The organism is Nonomuraea sp. NPDC052634 (genome assembly GCF_040678535.1).
Taxonomy (GTDB): Bacteria; Actinomycetota; Actinomycetes; order Streptosporangiales; family Streptosporangiaceae; genus Nonomuraea; species Nonomuraea fastidiosa.
Map to the genome: position 1 here is coordinate 1,060,945 of NZ_JBFATY010000001.1, position 18,753 is coordinate 1,079,697.

The following is an 18,753-nucleotide window of genomic DNA, read 5'->3' on the forward strand; positions in this document are numbered from 1 at the left end:
GGCATGAGCGACGATCAGCGGCCGCGGGCGCGGACGGCGGGCCGGCCGCGCAGCCAGGAGGCCGACCTGGCCATCCTGTCGGCCGCGCTCGACCTGCTGATCGAGCAGGGCGCCCAGCAGACCAGCATCGAGCAGGTGGCGCGGCGGGCCGGGGTGACCAGGGCGACCGTCTACCGCAGGTTCGCCGACAAGACGGCGCTGCTGGTGCGCACACTGGAGTGGGCCGACCACGACCACGACCCGGCGCTGACGGGCTGGCGCGACCTCGAGCACCTGTTCGCCGACTGGGGCCGCTATCTCGCGGTGCCCCGCAACCGGCGGCTGCTGCGCCGCCTGTACGGCAGCCGCGACGACCACCCGGAGCTGCTGGAGACGTGGCGCAAGGTCAACGGCGGGCGGCGCGCGGCGGCGGTGCGCGACGTGCTGGTGCGCGCCCGCGAGTCCGGCCGGCTGCCGGCGGCGCTGGACGTGGACGTCGTGCAGGAGGTGCTCACCGCGGCGGTCATGCTGCACGTGGGCACGCACCCCGACGACGAGGAGCCGAAACGCATCGCCGCCTATTTCATGGCGATCATTGACCAATTCGGTCACCGCGCTCACTGACCGTACCGGCAGGCGACCTGACCAGATTACATTTATGATCGCAAAGTAACTTTTTCTGACAACTATTGCTTTCTTCACTTGATCACTTCACTCTTCTCGACAGAGGCGTGAAGATCACCTCTTCACCCGTCGAGAAGGAGAGCACGTGCCCCACATCTCCCGCTGGCGAGCGATCCTCGCGGGGATCGTCGTGGCCGCCACCGGTCTGCTGGTCCCGCAGACCGCGGCTCAGGCGGCGCCGGAATCCGACAAGATCGACGCCGCCGTGCAGGCGCGGCTGGAACAGGACGGCAAGGCCACTTTCTGGGTCAGGATGAAGGGCTCCGCCGATCTCAGCGGCGCCCGCCGTGCCGTGACCAAGGAGGCGAAGGTCGAGGCCGTCTACAAAGCCAAGAGCGAGCGGGCGAAGTCCTCCCAGGAGGGCTTACGCAAATTACTCGACGCCCGAAAGGCCGACTACACCCCGTACTGGATCGTCAACGCGGTCAAGGTGACCGCCGGCGAGAAGCTCGCCTCCGAGATCGCCGAGCTGCCCGAGGTCCGAAGCATCGAGCCGATCCGCACCGTCTCCGTGCCCAAGCCGGACCATGGGCAGGCACAGGCCAGGGTGAACGCGGTCGAGTGGAACATCGACCGGATCAACGCCCCGCGCGTCTGGGAGGAGCTGGGCGACCGCGGTGAGGGCATCGTGGTCGCTAACATCGACACCGGCGTGCAGTTCGACCACCCCGACCTGGCCGCCGCCTACCGGGGCAGGAACCCCGACGGCACCTACACCCACGACTACAACTGGTTCGACCCGGCCCGCGTCTGCCCGTCGTCCGCGCCGTGCGACAACAACGGCCACGGCACCCACGTGATGGGCACGATGGTCGGCGCGAACGGCATCGGCGTGGCCCCGGGCGCGAAGTGGATCGCGGCCAAGGGCTGCGAGTACAACACCTGCACCGACGCCTCGCTGCTCGCGGCCGGCCAGTGGATCGCCCGGCCCACCGACCTGAACGGTGAGAACCCGCGCCCCGACCTCGCGCCGGACATCGTCAACAACTCCTGGGGCGGCGACGGCTTCGACCCCTGGTACAAGGAGGTCGTCGACACCTGGCTCGCCGCCGGGATCTTCCCCGCCTTCGCCAACGGCAACGAGGGCCCGGCCTGCCGCACCAGCGGCTCCCCCGGCCAGTACATCACCGCCTACAGCGCCGGCGCCTTCGACGTGAACAACGACCTCTACGCCCGCTCCAGCAAGGGCGAGGGCGAGAACGGCGAGATCAAGCCGAACATCGCCGCCCCGGGCGTGAACGTGCGCTCCTCGGTGCCCGGCAACGGCTACGACTCCTACACCGGCACCTCGATGGCCTCACCGCACGTGGCCGCCACGGTGGCGCTGATCTGGTCGGCCGCGCCGGGCCTGACCGGCGCCATCGACTCCACCAGGGCACTTCTCGACGGCACCGCCATCGACGTCGACGACACCAGCTGCGGCGGCACCGCGGCCGACAACAACGTGTGGGGCGAGGGCAGGCTGGACGCCTACGCCGCCGTGCAGGCCGCGCCCAAGGAGGGCCTCGGCGACCTGTCCGGCACGGTCACCTCCGGCGGCGAGCCGGTGCCCGGCGCCACGATCACCGTCACCGGCCCGCTGACCCGCTCGGTCACGACGGGCGAGGACGGCACGTACGCGCTGCCGCGCCTGCTGCCCGGCGACTACGAGGTGACCGCGGCCAAGTTCGGCTACGCCGAGGCCACCACCGAGGTGACGATCACCGCCGAGCAGGCGAGCACCGCAGACCTGACGCTGGAGGCCCAGCCGGCCGCCGTCGTGTCGGGCACCGTCAGCACGGCCGGCACGCCCGAGCCGGGCGCGACCGTCGCCGCCACGGGCACGCCGGTGAGCGCGGTGACCAACGAGGCGGGCCGCTACAGCCTGACGCTGCCGCACGGCACGTACGAGCTGACCGTCACCCCGGCCTCGCGCTGCTCCAGCTCCACGACCGAGTCGATCACCCTGGAGGGCGACCTGGTCAAGGACATCGAGCTGCCGCTGCGCGGCGACAACTTCGGCTACACCTGCGCCTCCGGCGCCCAGCCGTACGTGGCGGGCACCGAGAAGCTCGCGCTGACGGGCGACGACGAGGCGGTGCAGGTCACGCTGCCGTTCCCGGTGCCGTTCTACGGCACGGGCCAGAGCCGGGCGTGGATCGCCACCAACGGCTTCCTCACCTTCGGCGACTCCCGCGTCACCACCGCGGGCAACGTCCGGATCCCGTCGTCGGCCACGCCGAACAACGCGATCTACCCGTACTGGGACGATTTCATCGTGGACGACCAGGCCGGCGTCTACACGGCGGTGACGGGCACCGCGCCGAACCGGGTGTTCGTGGTCGAGTGGCGCAACGTCACCTTCTACAACGAGCCCTCGCAGCGGATCTCGTTCTCGGCGCTGCTCGGTGAGGACGGCTCGATCGGGTTCCGGTACAAGGACATCGAGAGCGAGCGCGAGCAGGGCTCCAGCGCCACCGTGGGCGTCGAGAACGCGGCGGGCGACGACGCGCTGCTCTACTCCTACAACGAGCCGGTGCTCGCGACCGGCCAGAGCCTGGCGTTCACCGCGAGCAGGCACGGCCTGGTGGTCGGCACGGTGACCGACGCCAACGACGGCGAGCCCATCGCCGGGGCGACGGTCACGGTGGGCGACGTGGCGACGTTCACCACCGGCGACGACGGCGCCTTCTACGGCCAGGTGCTGGCCGGCGACTACGACGTCGAGGTGACCAAGGAGCACTACGGCTCGTTCACCCAGCAGGTCACGGTGGCCCCGGCAGCGGTGACGCGGGTGGACACGGAGCTGGTCACCGGCCGGGTGAGCGCGTCGGCGGCGGAGCTGACCGTGGTGCAGCCCGCGGACTCCACCCGCAAGCGCACGCTCGAACTGACCAACCTCGGGACGGCGACGCCGTACACGGTGACCGGCGACTCCTGGCTCACGGTGACCCCGGCCTCCGGGGAGCTCGCCAAGGGACAGAAGGCCACGCTGACCGTGGAGGTGTCCAGCGCCGGGGTGGCGGCGGGCACGTTCCGCACGGGCACGCTGCTGGTGAAGTCGGCCAGCGGGCGGCAGCCGACCATCGAGGTCAAGGTGACCGTCGTGGTGCCCAAGCTCCAGGTCGCCGTGGACGTCGGCGCGACCAAGAAGGCCGTGGACTCCGCCGGCGACGCCTGGACGCCCGACCGCAAGTACACCCAGGGCGGCCACGGCTACGTGGCCACCAAGAGCAAGACGGTGAAGACGTCGAAGAGCGTCTCCGGCACCGCCGACCAGACGCTGTTCCAGACGGCCAGGGAGGGCATGCTGGAGTACCGCTTCGACAACGTGCCGAACGGGACGTACACCGTCGAGCTGGACTTCGCCGACCTGTCGCGCACCCAGATGGGCAAGCGGGTCTTCGACGTGCTGGTCGAGGGCGAGCTCGCGATCCCGGCGCTGGACCTCGCGCTGGAGGCGGGCACGTACACGGCGGTGAGCAGGCAGTACACGGTGAAGGTGACCGACGGTCAGCTCAACGTGCGGTTCGCGACGCGGCAGGGCTCGCCGATCGTCAACGCGCTGCGCATCTCGGAGCGTCCTGACCGGGCGACGCCCTAACGGCACCCCGGCGGCTCCGCCCCGCCCCGCCCCGCCGCGCGCGGCGGGGCGGGGCGGCCGCGACCCGATGCTCCTGGTGACGCCGGTTGACCGGCCGCGGGCGCTCCTGATGACGCCGGGCGCCGGCCGCCGTCCGGCGCTTTCGTTGACGCCGCCCCGGGCTACCCGCCCGGGGCGGCGTATGTTACTGCTTGGTACATGAGACGCGTGCGGATCCGGCGCGACCTTCACGTGCCGATGCCCGACGGCGTGACGCTGCTCGCCGACCACTACGCCCCTCCGCACGGACGGCCGGGCCCCGTGGTGCTCATGCGCTCGCCGTACGGGCGGCGCGGCCTGCTCGGCTGGTACTTCGGGCGCGGCTTCGCCCGGCAGGGCCTGCACGTCGTCATCCAGAGCTGCCGCGGCGGCTTCGGCTCGGGCGGCCTGCTCGACCCGCTCGGCGACGAGCACGAGGACGGCCTGGCCACCGTCGCCTGGCTGCGCGAGCAGCCGTTCTACGGCGGCTCGTTCGCCATGTTCGGCCCCTCCTACCTCGGCTACGCGCAGTGGGCCGTCGCGCCCTTCGCCGGGCCCGAGCTGAAGGCGATGGCCACCCAGATCACCGCCTCCCAGTTCAGGGACGCCGCGTACGTCGGCGGCGCGTTCGCTCTGGAGTCGGCGCTGAGCTGGACCACGCTCACCGACGGCATGTCGCGCAGGTTCGGCGGCGCGTCGATACTGACCGCGCCCCGCCTGACCCGCAGGGCGGTGCTGTCGGGGCGGCCGGTGGCGGAGCTCGACCTGGTCTCGGCGGGCCGTCCGCTGCGCTTCTACCGGGACCTGCTCGCCCACCACGAGAACCCCGCGGTCCCGTACTGGCACAAGCGGGACTTCTCCGCCAAGGTGGGCGAGGTGGACGCGGCGGTGACGATGCTCGGCGGCTGGTACGACGTGTTCCTGCCGTGGCAGCTCAAGGACTACGCGGCGCTGCGGGCGGCGGGGCGGCGGCCGTACCTGACGATCGGGCCCTGGTACCACATCGACGCCCGGCACGGCCGCGCCACCATGGAGGAGGCGTCGGCCTGGTTCCGCGCCCACCTGCTCGGCGACTCCTCGCTGCTGCGGCCCGACCCGGTGCGCATCCACGTGACGGGGGCGGGCGAGTGGCGCGACTACCCCGGCTGGCCGGTGCCCGGCATGCGGGAGGCGCGCTGGCATCTCCAGCACGGCTTCGGCCTCGGGCCCGACGGGCCGCTGGAGGGCGGGCCCGACCGCTTCCGCTACCACCCGGCGTACCCGACGCCGCGCATCGGCGGTCCCGTGCTGCTCGGCGACTCCAGGCCGCGCGACCAGCGGCGGCTGGAGCAGCGGCGCGACGTGCTGGTCTACAGCTCCCCCGCGCTCGACCGGCCGCTGGAGGCGATCGGGCCGGTGCGCGCCGAGCTTTACGTGCGCTCCAGCACGCCGCACGTGGACGTGGTGGTGCGGGTGTGCGACGTGCATCCCGACGGGCGCTCGTACAACGTGTGCGAGGGCGTCAGGCGGCTCGGGCCCCGAGACGGGGACTTCGACGGGAACTTCGACGGGGACTTCGACGGCGACGGCGTACGGCGGGTCGAGGTGGAGCTGTGGCCGATCGGGCACCGGTTCCGGCGCGAGCACCGGATCAGGGTGCACGTGGCGGCCGGGGCGTATCCGACGATCGCCCGCAACCCGGGCACCGGCGAACCGCTCGGTTCCCCCGGCGGAGAAGGCAGGATGGTGCCCGTGGACGTCGAAGTGTTCCATTCGCCCGAGCGGCCCTCGGCCGTGGTGCTGCCGCTGTGCGCGCCTCGCGGTTGATGTCGCTGGTCCTGCTGCTGCAGGCCAGGGGCGGGATGACGGCGGCCGAGCTGGCCGACGAGCTGGAGGTCTCCGAGCGTACGGTGCACCGCGACATGCTGGCGCTGTCGGAGGCGGGCGTGCCCGTCTACGCCGACCGGGGCCGCGGCGGCGGCTACCGGCTGCTCGACGGGTACCGCACCCGGCTGACCGGGCTGGACAGGGCCGAGGCCGAGGCGCTGTTCCTGTCGGGCGTGCCGGCCGCGCTGCGCGAGATGGGCCTGCAGGACGTGGCGGCGGCGGCCCGGCTGAAGGCCGCCGCCGCCCTCGCCCCCGCGCTGCGCGACGCGCCGGCGACCGCCGCCCAGCGCTTCCACCTGGACGCACCCGGCTGGTTCGCGGGCGACGACCCGCCGCCCGCCGCGCTGGCGCCGCTGGCCAGGGCGGTGTGGCGGGACCGGCGGGTCTCGGCGGTCTACAAGGACGTGCTGCGGGTGCTGGAGCCGTACGGGCTGGTGCTCAAGGCGGGGGTCTGGTACCTCGCGGCGCGGCACCGGGGCAGGTTCCTGATCTTCCGGGTGCACCGGTTCGGCGAGATCTCGGTGCTGGAGGAGACGTTCGACCGGGACCAGGACTTCGACCTGGCGGCCTTCTGGGCGGAGCAGGCGGCGGCGTTCGCCAGGTCGCTGCTGCGGGAGGAGATCACGCTGCGGCTGACCGAGCGGGGTGTGCGCATGCTGCGGCACGTGGCCGACCCGGCGGCGGTGCCGGACGCGATGGCCTCGCTGCAGGAGGACGGGACGGTGCGGCTGGCGGTGGAGTCGCTGCCGGTGGCCTTCTCGCAGGTGCTGCGGTTCGGGCCGGAGGCAGAGGTGCTCGCCCCGCCGCGGCTGCGGGCGATGGTGGCCGACGCCGCCGCCCGGATGACCCGCCTCTACGACGGTCCTGACTCTTCACCCTGACCTGACCGCACTTCCTGGGTTAATGGGATGACCGTTCGTCGCGGCCAACCGACCGCTCGGCGACAATGTGCGGCGCTCTCCGCCTCGCCAGAGTTAGGGTTCTGAGCGGCCTGACCGAATGTCCGTCTCAGATATCGAGATATCAACTCGGCATTTAGGCCAAACCGTAACATAGCGTTCATTGGGTTTAATCCCCTCGAAAAGCTAACCTCCCTCCGTTGACTTCAATGTCACGAGCCTGGTCACCGCCAGCGCGCTTGATCAACTCATCGGAGGGCCAGATGACTACCGGGGAACCCGGGCAGCCACGTAGCGATCGCAGTCCATGGAACTGGCTGCTGATCGTGCCCATCGTGCTGCCGTTGCTGACATTCCTGTACAACTACGACGAGCCGCGGCTGTTCGGCTTTCCGTTGTTCTACTGGCTGCAGCTCGCCTTCATCATCGTCGGCGTGGCCACCACCACTCTCGTTTACAGGATGACCAAGTGAGCGCTCACACGACCGAGCTGGTCATCTTCGTTCTGCTGTTCCTCATCGTCAGCGGCATGGGCTTCGTGGCCGCCCGCTGGCGCCGCCCGAACGACCTCGCCAGCCTCAACGAGTGGGGCCTCGGCGGGCGCAGCTTCGGCTCCTGGATCACCTGGTTCCTCGTCGGTGGCGACCTCTACACCGCCTACACCTTCGTCGCGGTGCCCGCGCTGGTCTTCAGCTCCGGCGCGCTCGGCTTCTACGCGCTGCCGTACACGGTGGTCGTCTACCCGCTGGTGTTCCTGGTGCTGGCCCGCATGTGGTCGGTCTCGCACGTGCACGGGTTCGTCACCCCTGCCGACTTCGTGCGCGCCCGCTTCGGCTCGCCCACGCTCGCGCTGGCCGTCGCCATCACCGGCCTGATCGCCACGATGCCGTACATCGCGCTGCAGCTCGTCGGCATCGAGGCCGTGCTGAAGACGATGGGCATCACCGGGCACCTGCCGATCATCATCGCCTTCGCCATCCTGGCCGCCTACACCTACCAGTCCGGCCTGCGGGCGCCCGCGCTGATCGCGTTCGTCAAGGACTCGCTCATCTACATCGTGATCCTGGCCGCGGTCATCTACATCCCCGCGAAGCTCGGCGGCTGGGACTCGATCTTCGACGCGGCCAAGGCCAAGTTCGACGCCACCCCGGCTCCTGGCGACGGCTTCGTCCTGAACGCCAACAACCAGCTCCAGTACGTGACGCTGGCCTTCGGCTCGGCGCTGGCGCTGTTCCTCTACCCGCACAGCCTCACCGGCGTGCTCGCCTCCAAGAACCGCAACGTCATCAAGCGGAACATGTCGGCGCTGCCCGCCTACAGCTTCGTGCTGGGCCTGATCGCGCTGCTCGGCTTCATGGCCATCGCGGCCGGCACCAAGCCGGTCACCACCGACGGCAAGGCCGACGCCAACACGATTGTGCCGCAGCTGTTCGACCAGATGTTCCCCGACTGGTTCGCGGGCGTCGCCTACGCCGCCGTCGGCATCGGCGCGCTCGTGCCGGCCGCCATCATGTCGATCGCGGCGGCGAACCTGTTCACCCGCAACATCTACCGCGAGTACATCAACAAGAACGCCACCGACGCGCAGGAGGCGAACGTCTCCAAGATCGTCTCGCTGCTGGTCAAGATCGGCGCGGTGCTGTGCATCCTGCTGCTCGACCCGCAGTTCTCGATCGACCTGCAGCTCATCGGCGGCGTCATTATCCTGCAGACGCTGCCGTCGGTGGCGCTCGGCCTCTACACCCGCTGGTTCCACAAGGGCGGGCTCATCGCGGGCTGGGCGGCCGGCCTGGCCGCGGGCATGTGGATGCTGTACCTCATCCCCAACCCCGCCAACGGCAAGGCGCACTTCGGCGGCTCGGCGTTCCCGCTGTCGAACTTCGGCTTCGACACCTCGATGACGATCTACGCCGGGTTCCTGGCGCTGATCGTCAACCTGGTGGTGGCGGTGGTGGCCACGGCGATCCTGAAGGCCGCCAAGGTCGCCGACGGCGACGACGCCACCAAGCAGGACGACTACTTCGCCGACGAGGGCGACCCCAAGGTCAAGGACCTCGACCTGACCGGGTCTCACTGACCTCGGCGGACGACCCGTCCGGCGTCTCTTCGCGGCCCGCTCCCCGACCTGGGAGCGGGCCGCTCGCCGTTCTCGGCGCGCCCTTGACCCGCTTCCCGATCTGACGGAGGCGGGCCGCTCGCCGTTCTCCCCGCCTGGCCGGCGGGTGGGCGATCCGCTCGTCTCCGGTCAGTCCGCCGTGAGGTAGGCGGGATCGGCGACCTCCAGCTTGGCGCGTACGGCGGCCTCCAGGGCGGTGAGCAGGCGCTCGTCGTCCGGCAGACGGCCCGCGCGGATGGCGGCGGCCAGCTCGGCCTCGTCCGCGACGCCCAGGCCGGCCAGCCTGGCCGCGTGCTCACGGGCCTGGGCAGGACCCAGCTCGACCTCCCGCTCGACCATGGCCAGCACGTTCACGGCCACCCGCGTGTGGAAACGGACCGGGCCCTCGACGGCCGGGAGCACGTCGCTCTGAAGGAGTTCGCGGACGGCGGCCACGAGCTGCGCCGCGCTGGGAACGTCGTGCGGTTCGGTGCCTGTCACACCGTCCTGCCTGACACGCCCACGCCCCGATCCCAACATCCCGCCGCAGCCCGCCCCTCCCCGGCTCGGACGGACGCAAGCTCCGCCGCAGGGCAGTGGACGCTCACCACAGGTGCCGCTGAAAGAGGCCGGACACCGGCCACGCAGCGGTCTTGAGAGCGGGACCGCTGGTGGGACCGCGCGGAGAGCCCAGCGCCGGTCTGGGAGGTGGGGGCGCCGTCCGAAGAGTTCAGGTGGCGGCCGGCGAGGGGGCCGTGCCGGGTTGGGCGAGGGCGGCGCCGCAGGCACGCGGGAGGGGCGGCGCCGCAGCGCACGGGGTCGGCGATGGGCCGCGACGCAAGCGCGCGGGGGCGGGGTGAGCAGCGACGCAAGCGCGCAGGCTCGGCGCTGGATGGCTGGAGGCGTGCGGAATCGGCGGCGGGCGGCGCTGCAGGCGTGCGCGGAGGGTGGGCGGGGTCGGTGGTCGTGGGGCGCATCGGGAATGTGGGCTTTATCGGGATCCGATCATGTCGGGGTTAGTCTGCGGCCATGCAGACACAGTCCCCCCTCGCCCCGCCCCACCTGCTCACTCCCCGGCTGATCCGGGCCGAGGTCTTCGTCGTGCTGTCGGTGTCGCTCGGGGCCAGCGCGCTGGTGGCGTTCGTACGGCTGATCGGGGCGCTCACCGCGCCGCGCGAGCTGAAGGGGCAGCAGGCCGTGCTCGTCGGGTCGATGGCCCCCGGGCGACCGTGGCTGGACCTGACGTTGCAGCTGGTGCAGATCGCCGTGGCGGTGGCGCCGGTGGGACTGGTGGCATACCTGATGGTGCGCTCGGGCGAGTCGCTGCGCACGATCGGCGCGGACTTCCGCAGGCCGGGCGGCGACCTGCTGCGCGGCGCGGCGCTCGCGGCCGCGATCGGCGGTTCGGGCCTGGCGTTCTACCTCGCGGTGTGGGCGGCAGGGGTGAACCTGACCGTGGTGCCGGGCGCGCTGCCCGAGGTGTGGTGGCAGGTGCCGGTGCTGCTGCTGGCGGCGGCGCAGAACGGGGTGCTCGAGGAGGTCATCGTCGCCGGCTACCTGCTGCACCGGCTGGGCCAGGCCGGGTGGGGGCCATGGAAGGCGGTCGTGGTGTCGTCGCTGCTGCGCGGGTCGTACCACCTGTATCAGGGGTTCGGAGGGTTCGTCGGGAACGTGGTGATGGGACTGGTGTTCGGGCGGCTCTACCAGCGGTGGGGCCGCTCGATGCCGCTGATCGTCGCGCACACGCTGATCGACGCCGTCGCCTTCGTCGGGTACGCCTTCCTGCACGGCAAGGTGAGCTGGCTGCCCTGAGACCGCTGACCAGAATGACGTTCTGTTGTCGGGTCGGTTCATGACCACCTGGTGCCGACGGACACCCCCGGCTACACGATCGTGCGCGAGACGCCCGTGCTGGGGCTCGGCGGGTCGCATTGCGAGGTGCGCTACGAGAACGTCCGCGTGCCCGCTCAGAACCTGCTCGGGCCGCGCGGGCAGGGCTTCGTCATCGCGCAGAAGCGGCTCGGCCCGGGGCGGATCTTCCACTGCATGCGCTGGCTCGGGCAGGCGCAGCGGGCCTTCGACCTGATGTGCCGCAGGCTGCACGAGCGCCGCGCGTTCGGCGAGCCGCCGGCGGCCGAACAGCTCATGCGGCAGCACGTGTTCGGCTCCTACGCCGAGATCCAGTCGGCGCGGCTGCTCACGCCGCACGCCGCCGAGGCGATCGACGCGGGCTCGCAGGCGCGGGTGGAGATCGGCACGATCAAGGTGGTGGGCGCGCGGATGCTGCACAACGTCATCGACCGGGCCATCCAGGTGTACGGCGCGGCGGGGCTCATACCGGACACGCCGCTGGAGCGGATGTACCGGCACGCGCGGGCCGGTCGCATCTACGACGGTCCCGACGAGGTGCACATCGACTCGGTGGGGCGGCGCATTCCGGGCGTGTACGCGGCGGGCGGCACCTGGGGCTGACGCGGGTGATGCGGGTGTGGGGCCGGGGCTTGAGGTGGAGGCTGGGTTGATCCGCGCCTGCGAGGAGGCGGGCGGGCAGCCGGTGGACCGGGAGCCGCTGCGCTGGTGGGAGACGTTCGGGGTGCTGAAGTGGGGCGTCATCTGCGTCATGCTGACGATGCGGCGCCTCCGGGGCGGCGCGCGCTCGGTGGAGCCGGCGGCGATCGGGCGGCGGGTCTGCGAGACCGAGTGGGACCTGCTGCGGCTGCTCCGCGACCGGTGACCAGGTCGTGTACGCGCTCATCCGCCGAGCAGGGGTCTCCTGCGGGCCGGGAGCAGGGCGGAGAGCACGAGGAAGGCGCCGGTGAGCGCGTACAGGCCGGTCATCCCGGCGAGGGTGCCCGGCGGCTCGCCCGGCTCGGCCCACGGGACCGGACCGGACGTCCACGGCAGGCCGCCCGCCCGCGCCCACGGCAGCGTGGCCGCCAGATCGACGGCGGAGCCGAGGTCGAGCGCGAACAGCACACCGGCCGCCGTCAGCGGCACGCCGCAGGCCAGGGCGGCGACCGGCCACACCGTCAGGAGCCTGACCAGGACGGCGACGCCCGCCACGTACGCCAGCGCGGACGGAGCGGGGGCGAAGGCCACGGTGCCGCCGCGCAGCGCCCTCGCGGCGGCGTCGGTGAGGTAGTAGACGGGGATCGCGGCGACCAGGCCCGCGACGGCCGCCAGGAGCTGCCCGCCTCGCTTCACCTGCCACCCCTCCTCGTCCGGTCGTGGAAACCTTAGCCGGGGCGGGGCCTTTCGCGCTGCCTGCCTGCGAAAACAGCCGGCTTCTCATCAACGGCCCGCCCGTCGCGCCCGGCCTCGGCGGGGGTCGTGCGGGGTCGCGGCTCTCCGGCGGCGGATGCGGGGGCGGTGCGCCAGGTGCCCTGCGTGCGCGCACAGGCGCCGGGAGGGGTCCCGGGCCGTGTGCCGCACAATGGGGCTCTCCACGGCTCCGGCCGTCCCGTCCGACCGCCGTTCGCGTGGCCAGAGGAATGTGGCCAGAGGAAAGATCCCCCGATGAACTTGCCGGTGCTGGCCGACTGGCTGACCTTGATCTTCGCGCCGATCGTCATCGTCTGCGCCTTCCTCATCTGGCGGGCGCAGCGGTCCGTCCGGGGCGTCGAGGGCGCGGTTTCCGCTCTGGGGCCGGCTGGCTCAGGTCGCCATGGTGGTCTGCGTCGCGCTTTTGGCGATCGTCAGGATCGCATGGGGTTCCTGAGCGGAGTCCCGGCCGGCTCCCAGGGCGGTGACCCGCTCACCGGGCGAGGCGGAGCAGCAGGTCCTTGACCTCGGTGGCCGCGTACCGCTCCCTGGCCTGCGCGGGGTCGGAGCAGAGCAGGACGGGCGCGTCGGCGGGATCGGCCGGCAGCAGCCCGTGCGAGCCGCGTACGGCGCGCGCGCCCGCGTCCAGCCCGACCACGCTCATGAGGTAGCGCAGCCCCAGCTTCTTGCGCAGCAGCGCGAGACCGGCGCGCCGCTTGGCGGCTCCCGGCGCGGCGGGGTCGAAGAACAGCTCGGCCGGGTCGTAGCCGGGCTTGCGGTGGATCTCGACCAGGCGGGCGAAGTCGGGGGCGCGGGCGTCGTCCAGCCAGTAGTAGTACGTGAACCAGGCGTCCGGCTCGGCGAGCAGCACCAGTTCGCCGGAGCGGGGGTGGGCGAGGTCGTGGGCGGCCTTGCCGTCCTCGTCGAGCACGGTGCCGACGCCGGGCAGGGCGGCGCAGAGCTTGGCCACGGCGGGCACGTCGGCGGGGTCGCGGACGTAGACGTGCGCGATCTGGTGGTCGGCGACGGCGAACGCCCTGGACGTCCACGGGTCGAGGTACTCCATGCCGTCCTGGGTGTGGACGCGCAGCAGCTCTTCGGAGCGCAGCATGCGGTTGACGTGCACGGGGCGGCCGACGCCGGTGATGCCGTACTCCGACAGCGCCACCACGGTCCGGTCGCCTGCGACGTCCAGCAGCGGCGCGAGCTCGGCGTCCAGCTCGGCGGCGGCAGCGGCGGCGCGCGGGTCATCGGGGCCGTAGCGCTGCAGGTCGTAGTCGAGGTGCGGCAGGTAGGCGAGGGTGAGGTCCGGGTCGTACGCGGTCATGATGTGCCGGGTGGCGCGGGCGATCCAGCGGGAGGAGGCGATGCCGGCGCCCGGCCCCCAGTAGCTGAACAGCGGGAACGTGCCCAGCCGGGCGGTCAGCTCGTCGTGCAGTTCCGGCGGGTCGGTGTAGCAGTCGGGTTCCTTGCGGCCGTCGGCGTAGTAGATGGGCCTGGGCGTGACGGTCCAGTCGACGTCGGCGCCCATGGCGTACCACCAGCAGACGTTGGCCACCGTGTAGCCGGGGCGTTCGCGCCGTGCGGCCTGCCACAGCTTCTCCCCTTCGACCAGGGCGTTGTGCTGCCGCCAGAGGAACACCTCGCCGAGGTCGCGGAAGTACCAGCCGTTGCCGACGATGCCGTGTCCCGACGGAGGCAGGCCGGTGAGGAACGTGGACTGCACGCTGCACGTGACGGCGGGCAGCACGGTGCCGAGCCCCGCCTGGAAGCCGCGCTCGCCGATCGCGCGCAGCCGGGGCATGTGGGCGAGCAGCCGCGGGGTCAGCCCCACCACGTCGAGGACCAGCAGCTTGGTCATGCCGTCACTCCCGCCTTCCGCAGCTCGGTACGTGCGAACTCCAGCTCGGCCGCGATGCCCGCGGCCAGCTCCGCGGGGGTGCGCGGGCGCAGCGCGGCGGGCAGCACGCTCCAGGTGTAGGTCTCGACGTCGTAGTGGTCGCACAGCGGCTCGGGCCCGCCGGCCAGCTCGGCGACCGCGTCGCGCAGCACGGGGGCGGTGGTGGCCAGCGGCGCGGCGGGGGCGGCGTGCAGCGGCACGTGGTAGTGGACCCGCCAGGTGCCGGGCAGGCGGCGGTCGAGCGCCTCGTCCAGGTCGTCGGCGCGCTCACCGGTCCTCGTACGCGTCTGGTGGAGGAAGCGCGGCTCGGCGTACTCGCGCAGCGCCTCGGGCTCGGCGGTCTCCAGGGCGGCGGAGAGCTGCACCTTCACGATGGGCAGCCCGGCGGCGGCCAGCGCCTTGAGCGCGGCGGCGGGCTGCTCCCAGGCGCAGGCGAGGTGGGCGAGGTCGAGGCAGACGCCGAGCCGTTCGGTGTCGGCGTGCGCCAGGTGGGCGACGGCCTGCTCGGTGGTCTCCACGACGCAGCCGGGCTCCGGCTCGAACGCGACCCTGATCGTCCGCCCGGTCGCCGCCTCGACCTCCGCCAGCCCGGCGGCCAGCTCGTCCAGGTGGCGGGCGGCGGCATCGGCCATGGCGGCGTCCCAGGGCTCGCGCCAGCCGAGCGGCAGCGTGGAGATCGAGCCGCGCGCGGCGTCGTCCGGCAGCAGCCCCGCCAGGACGCGGGCGAGATCCAGCGTGTACGTCAGCCGCTCCCGCTCGGTCCAGTCCGGCCGGTAGACGGCGTGCTTGACGACCGGGTCGTGGAAGGCCGCGTACGGGAAGCCGTTGAGCGTCACCACCTCCAGGCCGCGCGCGTCCAGCTCCCTGCGCAGCCGCCCGAGCGCGGACGGGTCGGCGGCCAGCGTCCCGGCGACGGGAGCGGCCAGCCACAGGCCGAGGCCGAGCACGTCGGTGCCGAGGCGGTCGCGGACGGGGGCGGCGTACGCGTCGAGCTGGGCCACGATGCCGTCGAGGTCCTCGGCGGGGTGCACGTTGGTGCAGTAGCCAAGGTGCAGCGGCGTGCCCGACGGATGCAGGAGCCGCATCACTCGCCGCCGCGCTTGATCGAGCTGCCCGCGAACGTCGGCTCGTCCGCGCCGGCGACCGCCGACAGGTCGAGCCGCCCCGACTGGCCGTAGAACTCGACGGGGTTGCGCCAGAACACCTTGTCCACGTCGTCCTCGTCGAACCCGGCCTTCAGCATCGCCTCGGCCGTCTCCAGCGTCAGCAGCGGGTCGGAGACGCCCCAGTCGGCGGCCGAGTTGACCAGCATGCGCTCCAGGCCGTACCGGCGCAGGATCTCCACCATGCGCGGCGGCGACATCTTCGTCTCCGGGTAGATCGAGAACGCCGCCCAGCAGCCCGAGCCGTGCACCAGCTCGATCGTCACCTCGTTGAGGTGGTCGATCACGACCCGCTCGGGCGCGATGCCGGATGCCGCGACCACCTCCAGCGTGCGCCTGGTGCCGCGGGCCTTGTCGCGGTGCGGGGTGTGCACGAGCGCGGGCAGCGCGTGCTCGACGGCCAGGGCGAGCTGGCGTTCGAACGCGTCGTCCTCCTCCGGCGTCATCGAGTCGTAGCCGATCTCGCCGACCGCGACCACCCGGTCCTTGTCGAGGTAGCGGGGCAGCAGGTCCAGGACGGGACGGCAGCGCGGGTCGTTGGCCTCCTTGGGGTTGAGCGCGATCGTGGCGTGGTGCACGACCCCGAACTGCGCCGCCCGGTACGGCTCCCAGCCCAGCAGCGAGTCGAAGTAGTCGGTGAACGAGCCGGGGTTGGTGCGCGGCTGGCCGAGCCAGAACGCCGGCTCGACCACGGCGCGCACGCCCGCGGCGGACATCCTGGCGTAGTCGTCGGTGGTGCGCGAGGTCATGTGGATGTGGGGGTCGAAGATGCGCATCAGGTCTCCTCGCTGGTGAGGCGGCTCAGGAGGGCGGCGGCGTCGGCGGGCATGGGACGTCCGGCCGCGGCGCGCTCCTCGGCGAACGCGGCCAGCATCTCCGCCAGCTCGGCGTCCGCCCGTTCGCCGAGGCCGTGCACCGCGTCCAGCGGCACGCCCATGAACACGCACTTCAGCACCGCCTGCCGCCAGGCCGGCGGGTCCAGGTGGCGGGCGTAGGGGCCGAGCGCGGCGGCCAGCAGGCGGGCGTCGTTCGTCCGGATGGCGTCGAGCAGCAGCGGCACCGCCTGCGCGCCTATGGGCAGCAGCGGCAGCGCCTTCAGCACGGCGCGCTTCTCGTCGGCGTCGCCGTACTGGTAGAAGGCCGTGACGTCCCCGGCCACCCGGTCGGGCGGCAGCGCGGCCAGCAGCAGCGCCCTGGCCGCCTCGTCGGCCGTCCAGCCGGGGGCGTCGGGCAGCTCCGCCCGCCCGGCCTTGCGTCCCGCCGACGAGAACGGCCGCACGGCCGACTCCGGGCGTTCCGCGGCCTTCGCCAGCGCCTCCTCCAGCCAGGGCCATCCGGGGGTGCCGGTCAGCGCCTTGCGCAGTGCGTCGATGGTGGTCACGCGCCGCCTCCCTCCGTCGTGGGCACGCGCCCCTCGCCTGCTCCGGTACGTACGAGGCGGCGCGATGCTTCCTCGGCGCGGCGCAGGAAGGCGAGTGAGCGGGCCGCCACGTCCGGGGCGGCGTGCGAGTGCCTGGGCAGCTCGACGGCGACCAGGCCCCGGTAGCCGGAGTCGGACAGCGCCCGCAGCACCGGCGGGAAGTCGATCTCGCCCTCCCCGAACTCCAGGTGCTCGTGCGTCCCGCGCCGCATGTCGTCGATCTGGACGTTCACCACGTGCCCCGCCACGGCCGTCACGCAGTCGGGCACCGGGTCGGGCTCGTTGCAGCGGCAGTGCCCGATGTCGAGCGTCAGGCCGAACCCCTCCGGCTCGCCCAGGGCCTTCCGCAGCCTGCGCCAGCCCGCGATCGTGTCGACCAGCATGCCGGGCTCGGGCTCGAACCCCAGCGGCATCCCGCCGGCGTGCTCCAGCACCTGCGCGCATCCGGCCACCAGCCGTTCCCAGGCCGCTGCGGGCGGTACGCGGGCCGGGCGCACCCCCGACCAGAACGACACCGCCTCCGCCCCCAGGTCGGCTCCCACGGCGACGGCGCGGCGCAGGAAGCCGACCCGCTCGGCGCGGTCGTCGTCGAGCAGGGTGGGCGCGTGCTTGCGGCGCGGGTCGAGCAGGTAGCGGGCGCCGGTCTCGATCACCACGGCCAGGCCCAGCGTGCGGAGCCGGTCTGCGACCTCGGCCACCCTGCGGGCGAGGCCGGGGGCGAACGGGTCGAGGTGGTGGTGGTCGAGGGTGAGCGCGACGCCGCTGTAGCCGAGGCCGGCGATGATGTCCAGCGCGTCGGTCAGGCGGTGATTGGCGAAGCCGTTGGTGCCGTAACCGAACCTGATCATGTGGGCGACACCTTCCTGGCCAGGCGGCGGGCGAGCGGCACCGCCGCGGCGAGCGTGACTCCGGCGAGCGGCCTGCCCGCCCTGGCGGCCAGCGCGCCCTGGAGCGCGGGCAGGCTGACGATCCCGGCCGTCACGGCGTCCCTGACCCTGCTCGCGGAGGGGTCCGAGACGGCTCGCGCTTGGGGGCGGCCGAACTGCGCGGCGTACCAGAGCGCCAGCGCCCCCTGCGCGGGCGCCGCCGGTCCGCCGGCCGTTCGGACCTGTCCGGAGGGAACGGCGGCGGTCGTGGCCAGCGCCAGGGTGGCGGCCAGCGTGGCGGCGGGGCGGGCCGAGGTGGTCCCGGCCGTCTCGCCCCGCGACAGATCGGTCAGCAGGTACGTGTGCGCCGCCACGGTCAGCGCCGCGGGAACCGCCGCACCCGACGAACGGCCCGGTCCGGCTGGTGCGGGGCGCGGGGCGGCGGGCGAGGGTGCCGACGTGGTGCCCAGCAGCACGTTCAGGCCGCGGCAGAGCGCCATCACCAGCGGTCCGGCCCGGGTGTTCTTGGCCACCAGATCGTACGCCCACACCGCCCCCGCCAGCGGCGCGGCGACCGCGAGTGCGCGCCGCCCGCCGGTGAGCCCCGCGACGGCGAGGCCCGCGGCCGTGAGCCCGGCCGCCACCGCCAGCGCCTCCCCCGGCCGCACCCGCCCGGACGGGATCGGCCGCTCCGGCCGCTCGGCCGCATCGAGGTGCCGGTCGGCCCAGTCGTTGGCCGCCATCCCCGCCCAGTACAGGAAGACCGACGAGCAGACCAGCCCGGCCGTCCCGGGCCCCAGCGCCTTCCCCGCGGCGGCTCCGGCGATCACGTCGCCGGGCACCGACAGCGCGGCCGGGGCCCGCACGAGGTCGATCAGGTCCCGAAGTCTCACATCCGCGCTCCTTTCGCCGGCGACCCTGCTCTCGACCGGCTCACCCGCCGAGGTCCCCATGCGGGGTGGAGGTGCCCCGGGCCGCCGCGCACGAGCCGCGGGCGGGTGACCGCGCCCCGATGCGTG

Annotated in this window: 17 protein-coding genes; 9 read left to right on the top strand and 8 right to left on the bottom strand. The window is 72.9% G+C overall.

From position 1 onward, the window contains the following. Window positions 1-3 precede the first annotated feature (3 nt). The 6 genes from AB0K67_RS05000 (at window position 4) to mctP (ending at window position 9,106) form a co-directional block, all read left to right on the top strand. Window positions 4-603, top strand: a complete 600-nt coding sequence (locus AB0K67_RS05000) for a TetR/AcrR family transcriptional regulator (RefSeq protein ID WP_364053016.1) — start codon at window positions 4-6, stop codon at window positions 601-603. Window positions 604-748: 145 nt separating this feature from the next. Continuing rightward, the gene (locus AB0K67_RS05005) at window positions 749-4,246 is read left to right on the top strand and encodes a S8 family serine peptidase (protein ID WP_364053019.1); all 3,498 of its coding nucleotides are present in this window, start codon (window positions 749-751) and stop codon (window positions 4,244-4,246) included. A 198-nt stretch (window positions 4,247-4,444) separates the two neighbouring features. After that, entirely contained in the window at window positions 4,445-6,070 is a 1,626-nt protein-coding gene (locus AB0K67_RS05010) for a CocE/NonD family hydrolase (protein WP_364053022.1), read from the top strand. Next, the gene (locus AB0K67_RS05015) at window positions 6,052-7,011 is read left to right on the top strand and encodes a WYL domain-containing protein (RefSeq protein WP_364053025.1); all 960 of its coding nucleotides are present in this window, start codon (window positions 6,052-6,054) and stop codon (window positions 7,009-7,011) included. Before AB0K67_RS05010 ends, AB0K67_RS05015 begins: the two co-directional genes overlap by 19 nt. Before the next feature lie 281 nt (window positions 7,012-7,292). Beyond that, a complete protein-coding gene (locus tag AB0K67_RS05020; RefSeq protein WP_364053028.1) occupies window positions 7,293-7,502 on the top strand; it encodes a DUF3311 domain-containing protein in 210 nt (69 codons plus the stop codon). Beyond that, entirely contained in the window at window positions 7,499-9,106 is a 1,608-nt protein-coding gene (gene mctP / locus AB0K67_RS05025) for a monocarboxylate uptake permease MctP (RefSeq protein ID WP_364053031.1), read from the top strand. The genes AB0K67_RS05020 and mctP overlap by 4 nt, the downstream gene beginning before the upstream one ends. Before the next feature lie 168 nt (window positions 9,107-9,274). Here mctP and AB0K67_RS05030 read toward each other — a convergent pair whose 3' ends face one another. After that, on the bottom strand, window positions 9,275-9,625 hold the full coding sequence (locus AB0K67_RS05030; protein WP_364053034.1) for a DUF6285 domain-containing protein: 351 nt from the start codon (window positions 9,623-9,625) through the stop codon (window positions 9,275-9,277). A 528-nt stretch (window positions 9,626-10,153) separates the two neighbouring features. On the opposite strand from AB0K67_RS05030, the gene AB0K67_RS05035 reads away from it, so the two are divergent. From AB0K67_RS05035 to AB0K67_RS05045, 3 genes are read left to right on the top strand one after another with little or no spacing between them, the layout of a single operon-like run. After that, window positions 10,154-10,936 (top strand): CPBP family intramembrane glutamic endopeptidase, encoded by a 783-nt coding sequence (locus AB0K67_RS05035; protein ID WP_364053037.1) that lies wholly within the window; start codon window positions 10,154-10,156, stop codon window positions 10,934-10,936. Window positions 10,937-10,987: 51 nt separating this feature from the next. Further along, complete coding sequence (locus tag AB0K67_RS05040; RefSeq protein WP_364053040.1) at window positions 10,988-11,596, top strand: acyl-CoA dehydrogenase family protein; 609 nt, start codon at window positions 10,988-10,990, stop codon at window positions 11,594-11,596. 46 nt (window positions 11,597-11,642) lie between these two features. Then, window positions 11,643-11,858, top strand: a complete 216-nt coding sequence (locus tag AB0K67_RS05045) for a hypothetical protein (protein WP_364053043.1) — start codon at window positions 11,643-11,645, stop codon at window positions 11,856-11,858. Window positions 11,859-11,875: 17 nt separating this feature from the next. On the opposite strand, the gene AB0K67_RS05050 is transcribed toward AB0K67_RS05045, so the two are convergent. The 7 genes from AB0K67_RS05050 to AB0K67_RS05080 all read right to left on the bottom strand — a co-directional run bounded on the left by AB0K67_RS05050 (window position 11,876) and on the right by AB0K67_RS05080 (window position 18,627). Continuing rightward, window positions 11,876-12,328 (bottom strand): hypothetical protein, encoded by a 453-nt coding sequence (locus tag AB0K67_RS05050; RefSeq protein WP_364053046.1) that lies wholly within the window; start codon window positions 12,326-12,328, stop codon window positions 11,876-11,878. A 550-nt stretch (window positions 12,329-12,878) separates the two neighbouring features. Continuing rightward, window positions 12,879-14,246 (bottom strand): nucleotide pyrophosphatase/phosphodiesterase family protein, encoded by a 1,368-nt coding sequence (locus tag AB0K67_RS05055; RefSeq protein ID WP_364053049.1) that lies wholly within the window; start codon window positions 14,244-14,246, stop codon window positions 12,879-12,881. After that, entirely contained in the window at window positions 14,243-15,370 is a 1,128-nt protein-coding gene (gene eboE / locus AB0K67_RS05060) for a metabolite traffic protein EboE (RefSeq protein ID WP_364053052.1), read from the bottom strand. Before eboE ends, AB0K67_RS05055 begins: the two co-directional genes overlap by 4 nt. Beyond that, entirely contained in the window at window positions 15,370-16,224 is an 855-nt protein-coding gene (locus AB0K67_RS05065; protein WP_364053055.1) for a TatD family hydrolase, read from the bottom strand. The genes eboE and AB0K67_RS05065 overlap by 1 nt, the downstream gene beginning before the upstream one ends. Continuing rightward, window positions 16,224-16,829, bottom strand: coding sequence for an EboA domain-containing protein (locus AB0K67_RS05070; RefSeq protein ID WP_364053058.1), 606 nt, complete (start codon window positions 16,827-16,829; stop codon window positions 16,224-16,226). Before AB0K67_RS05070 ends, AB0K67_RS05065 begins: the two co-directional genes overlap by 1 nt. Further along, window positions 16,826-17,716 (bottom strand): sugar phosphate isomerase/epimerase family protein, encoded by an 891-nt coding sequence (locus tag AB0K67_RS05075; protein WP_364053061.1) that lies wholly within the window; start codon window positions 17,714-17,716, stop codon window positions 16,826-16,828. Before AB0K67_RS05075 ends, AB0K67_RS05070 begins: the two co-directional genes overlap by 4 nt. Then, window positions 17,713-18,627 carry an SCO3242 family prenyltransferase gene (locus AB0K67_RS05080; RefSeq protein ID WP_364053064.1) on the bottom strand — a complete coding sequence of 305 codons (915 nt, stop codon included), beginning with the start codon at window positions 18,625-18,627 and terminating at the stop codon, window positions 17,713-17,715. The genes AB0K67_RS05075 and AB0K67_RS05080 overlap by 4 nt, the downstream gene beginning before the upstream one ends. Window positions 18,628-18,753: the final 126 nt, after the last annotated feature.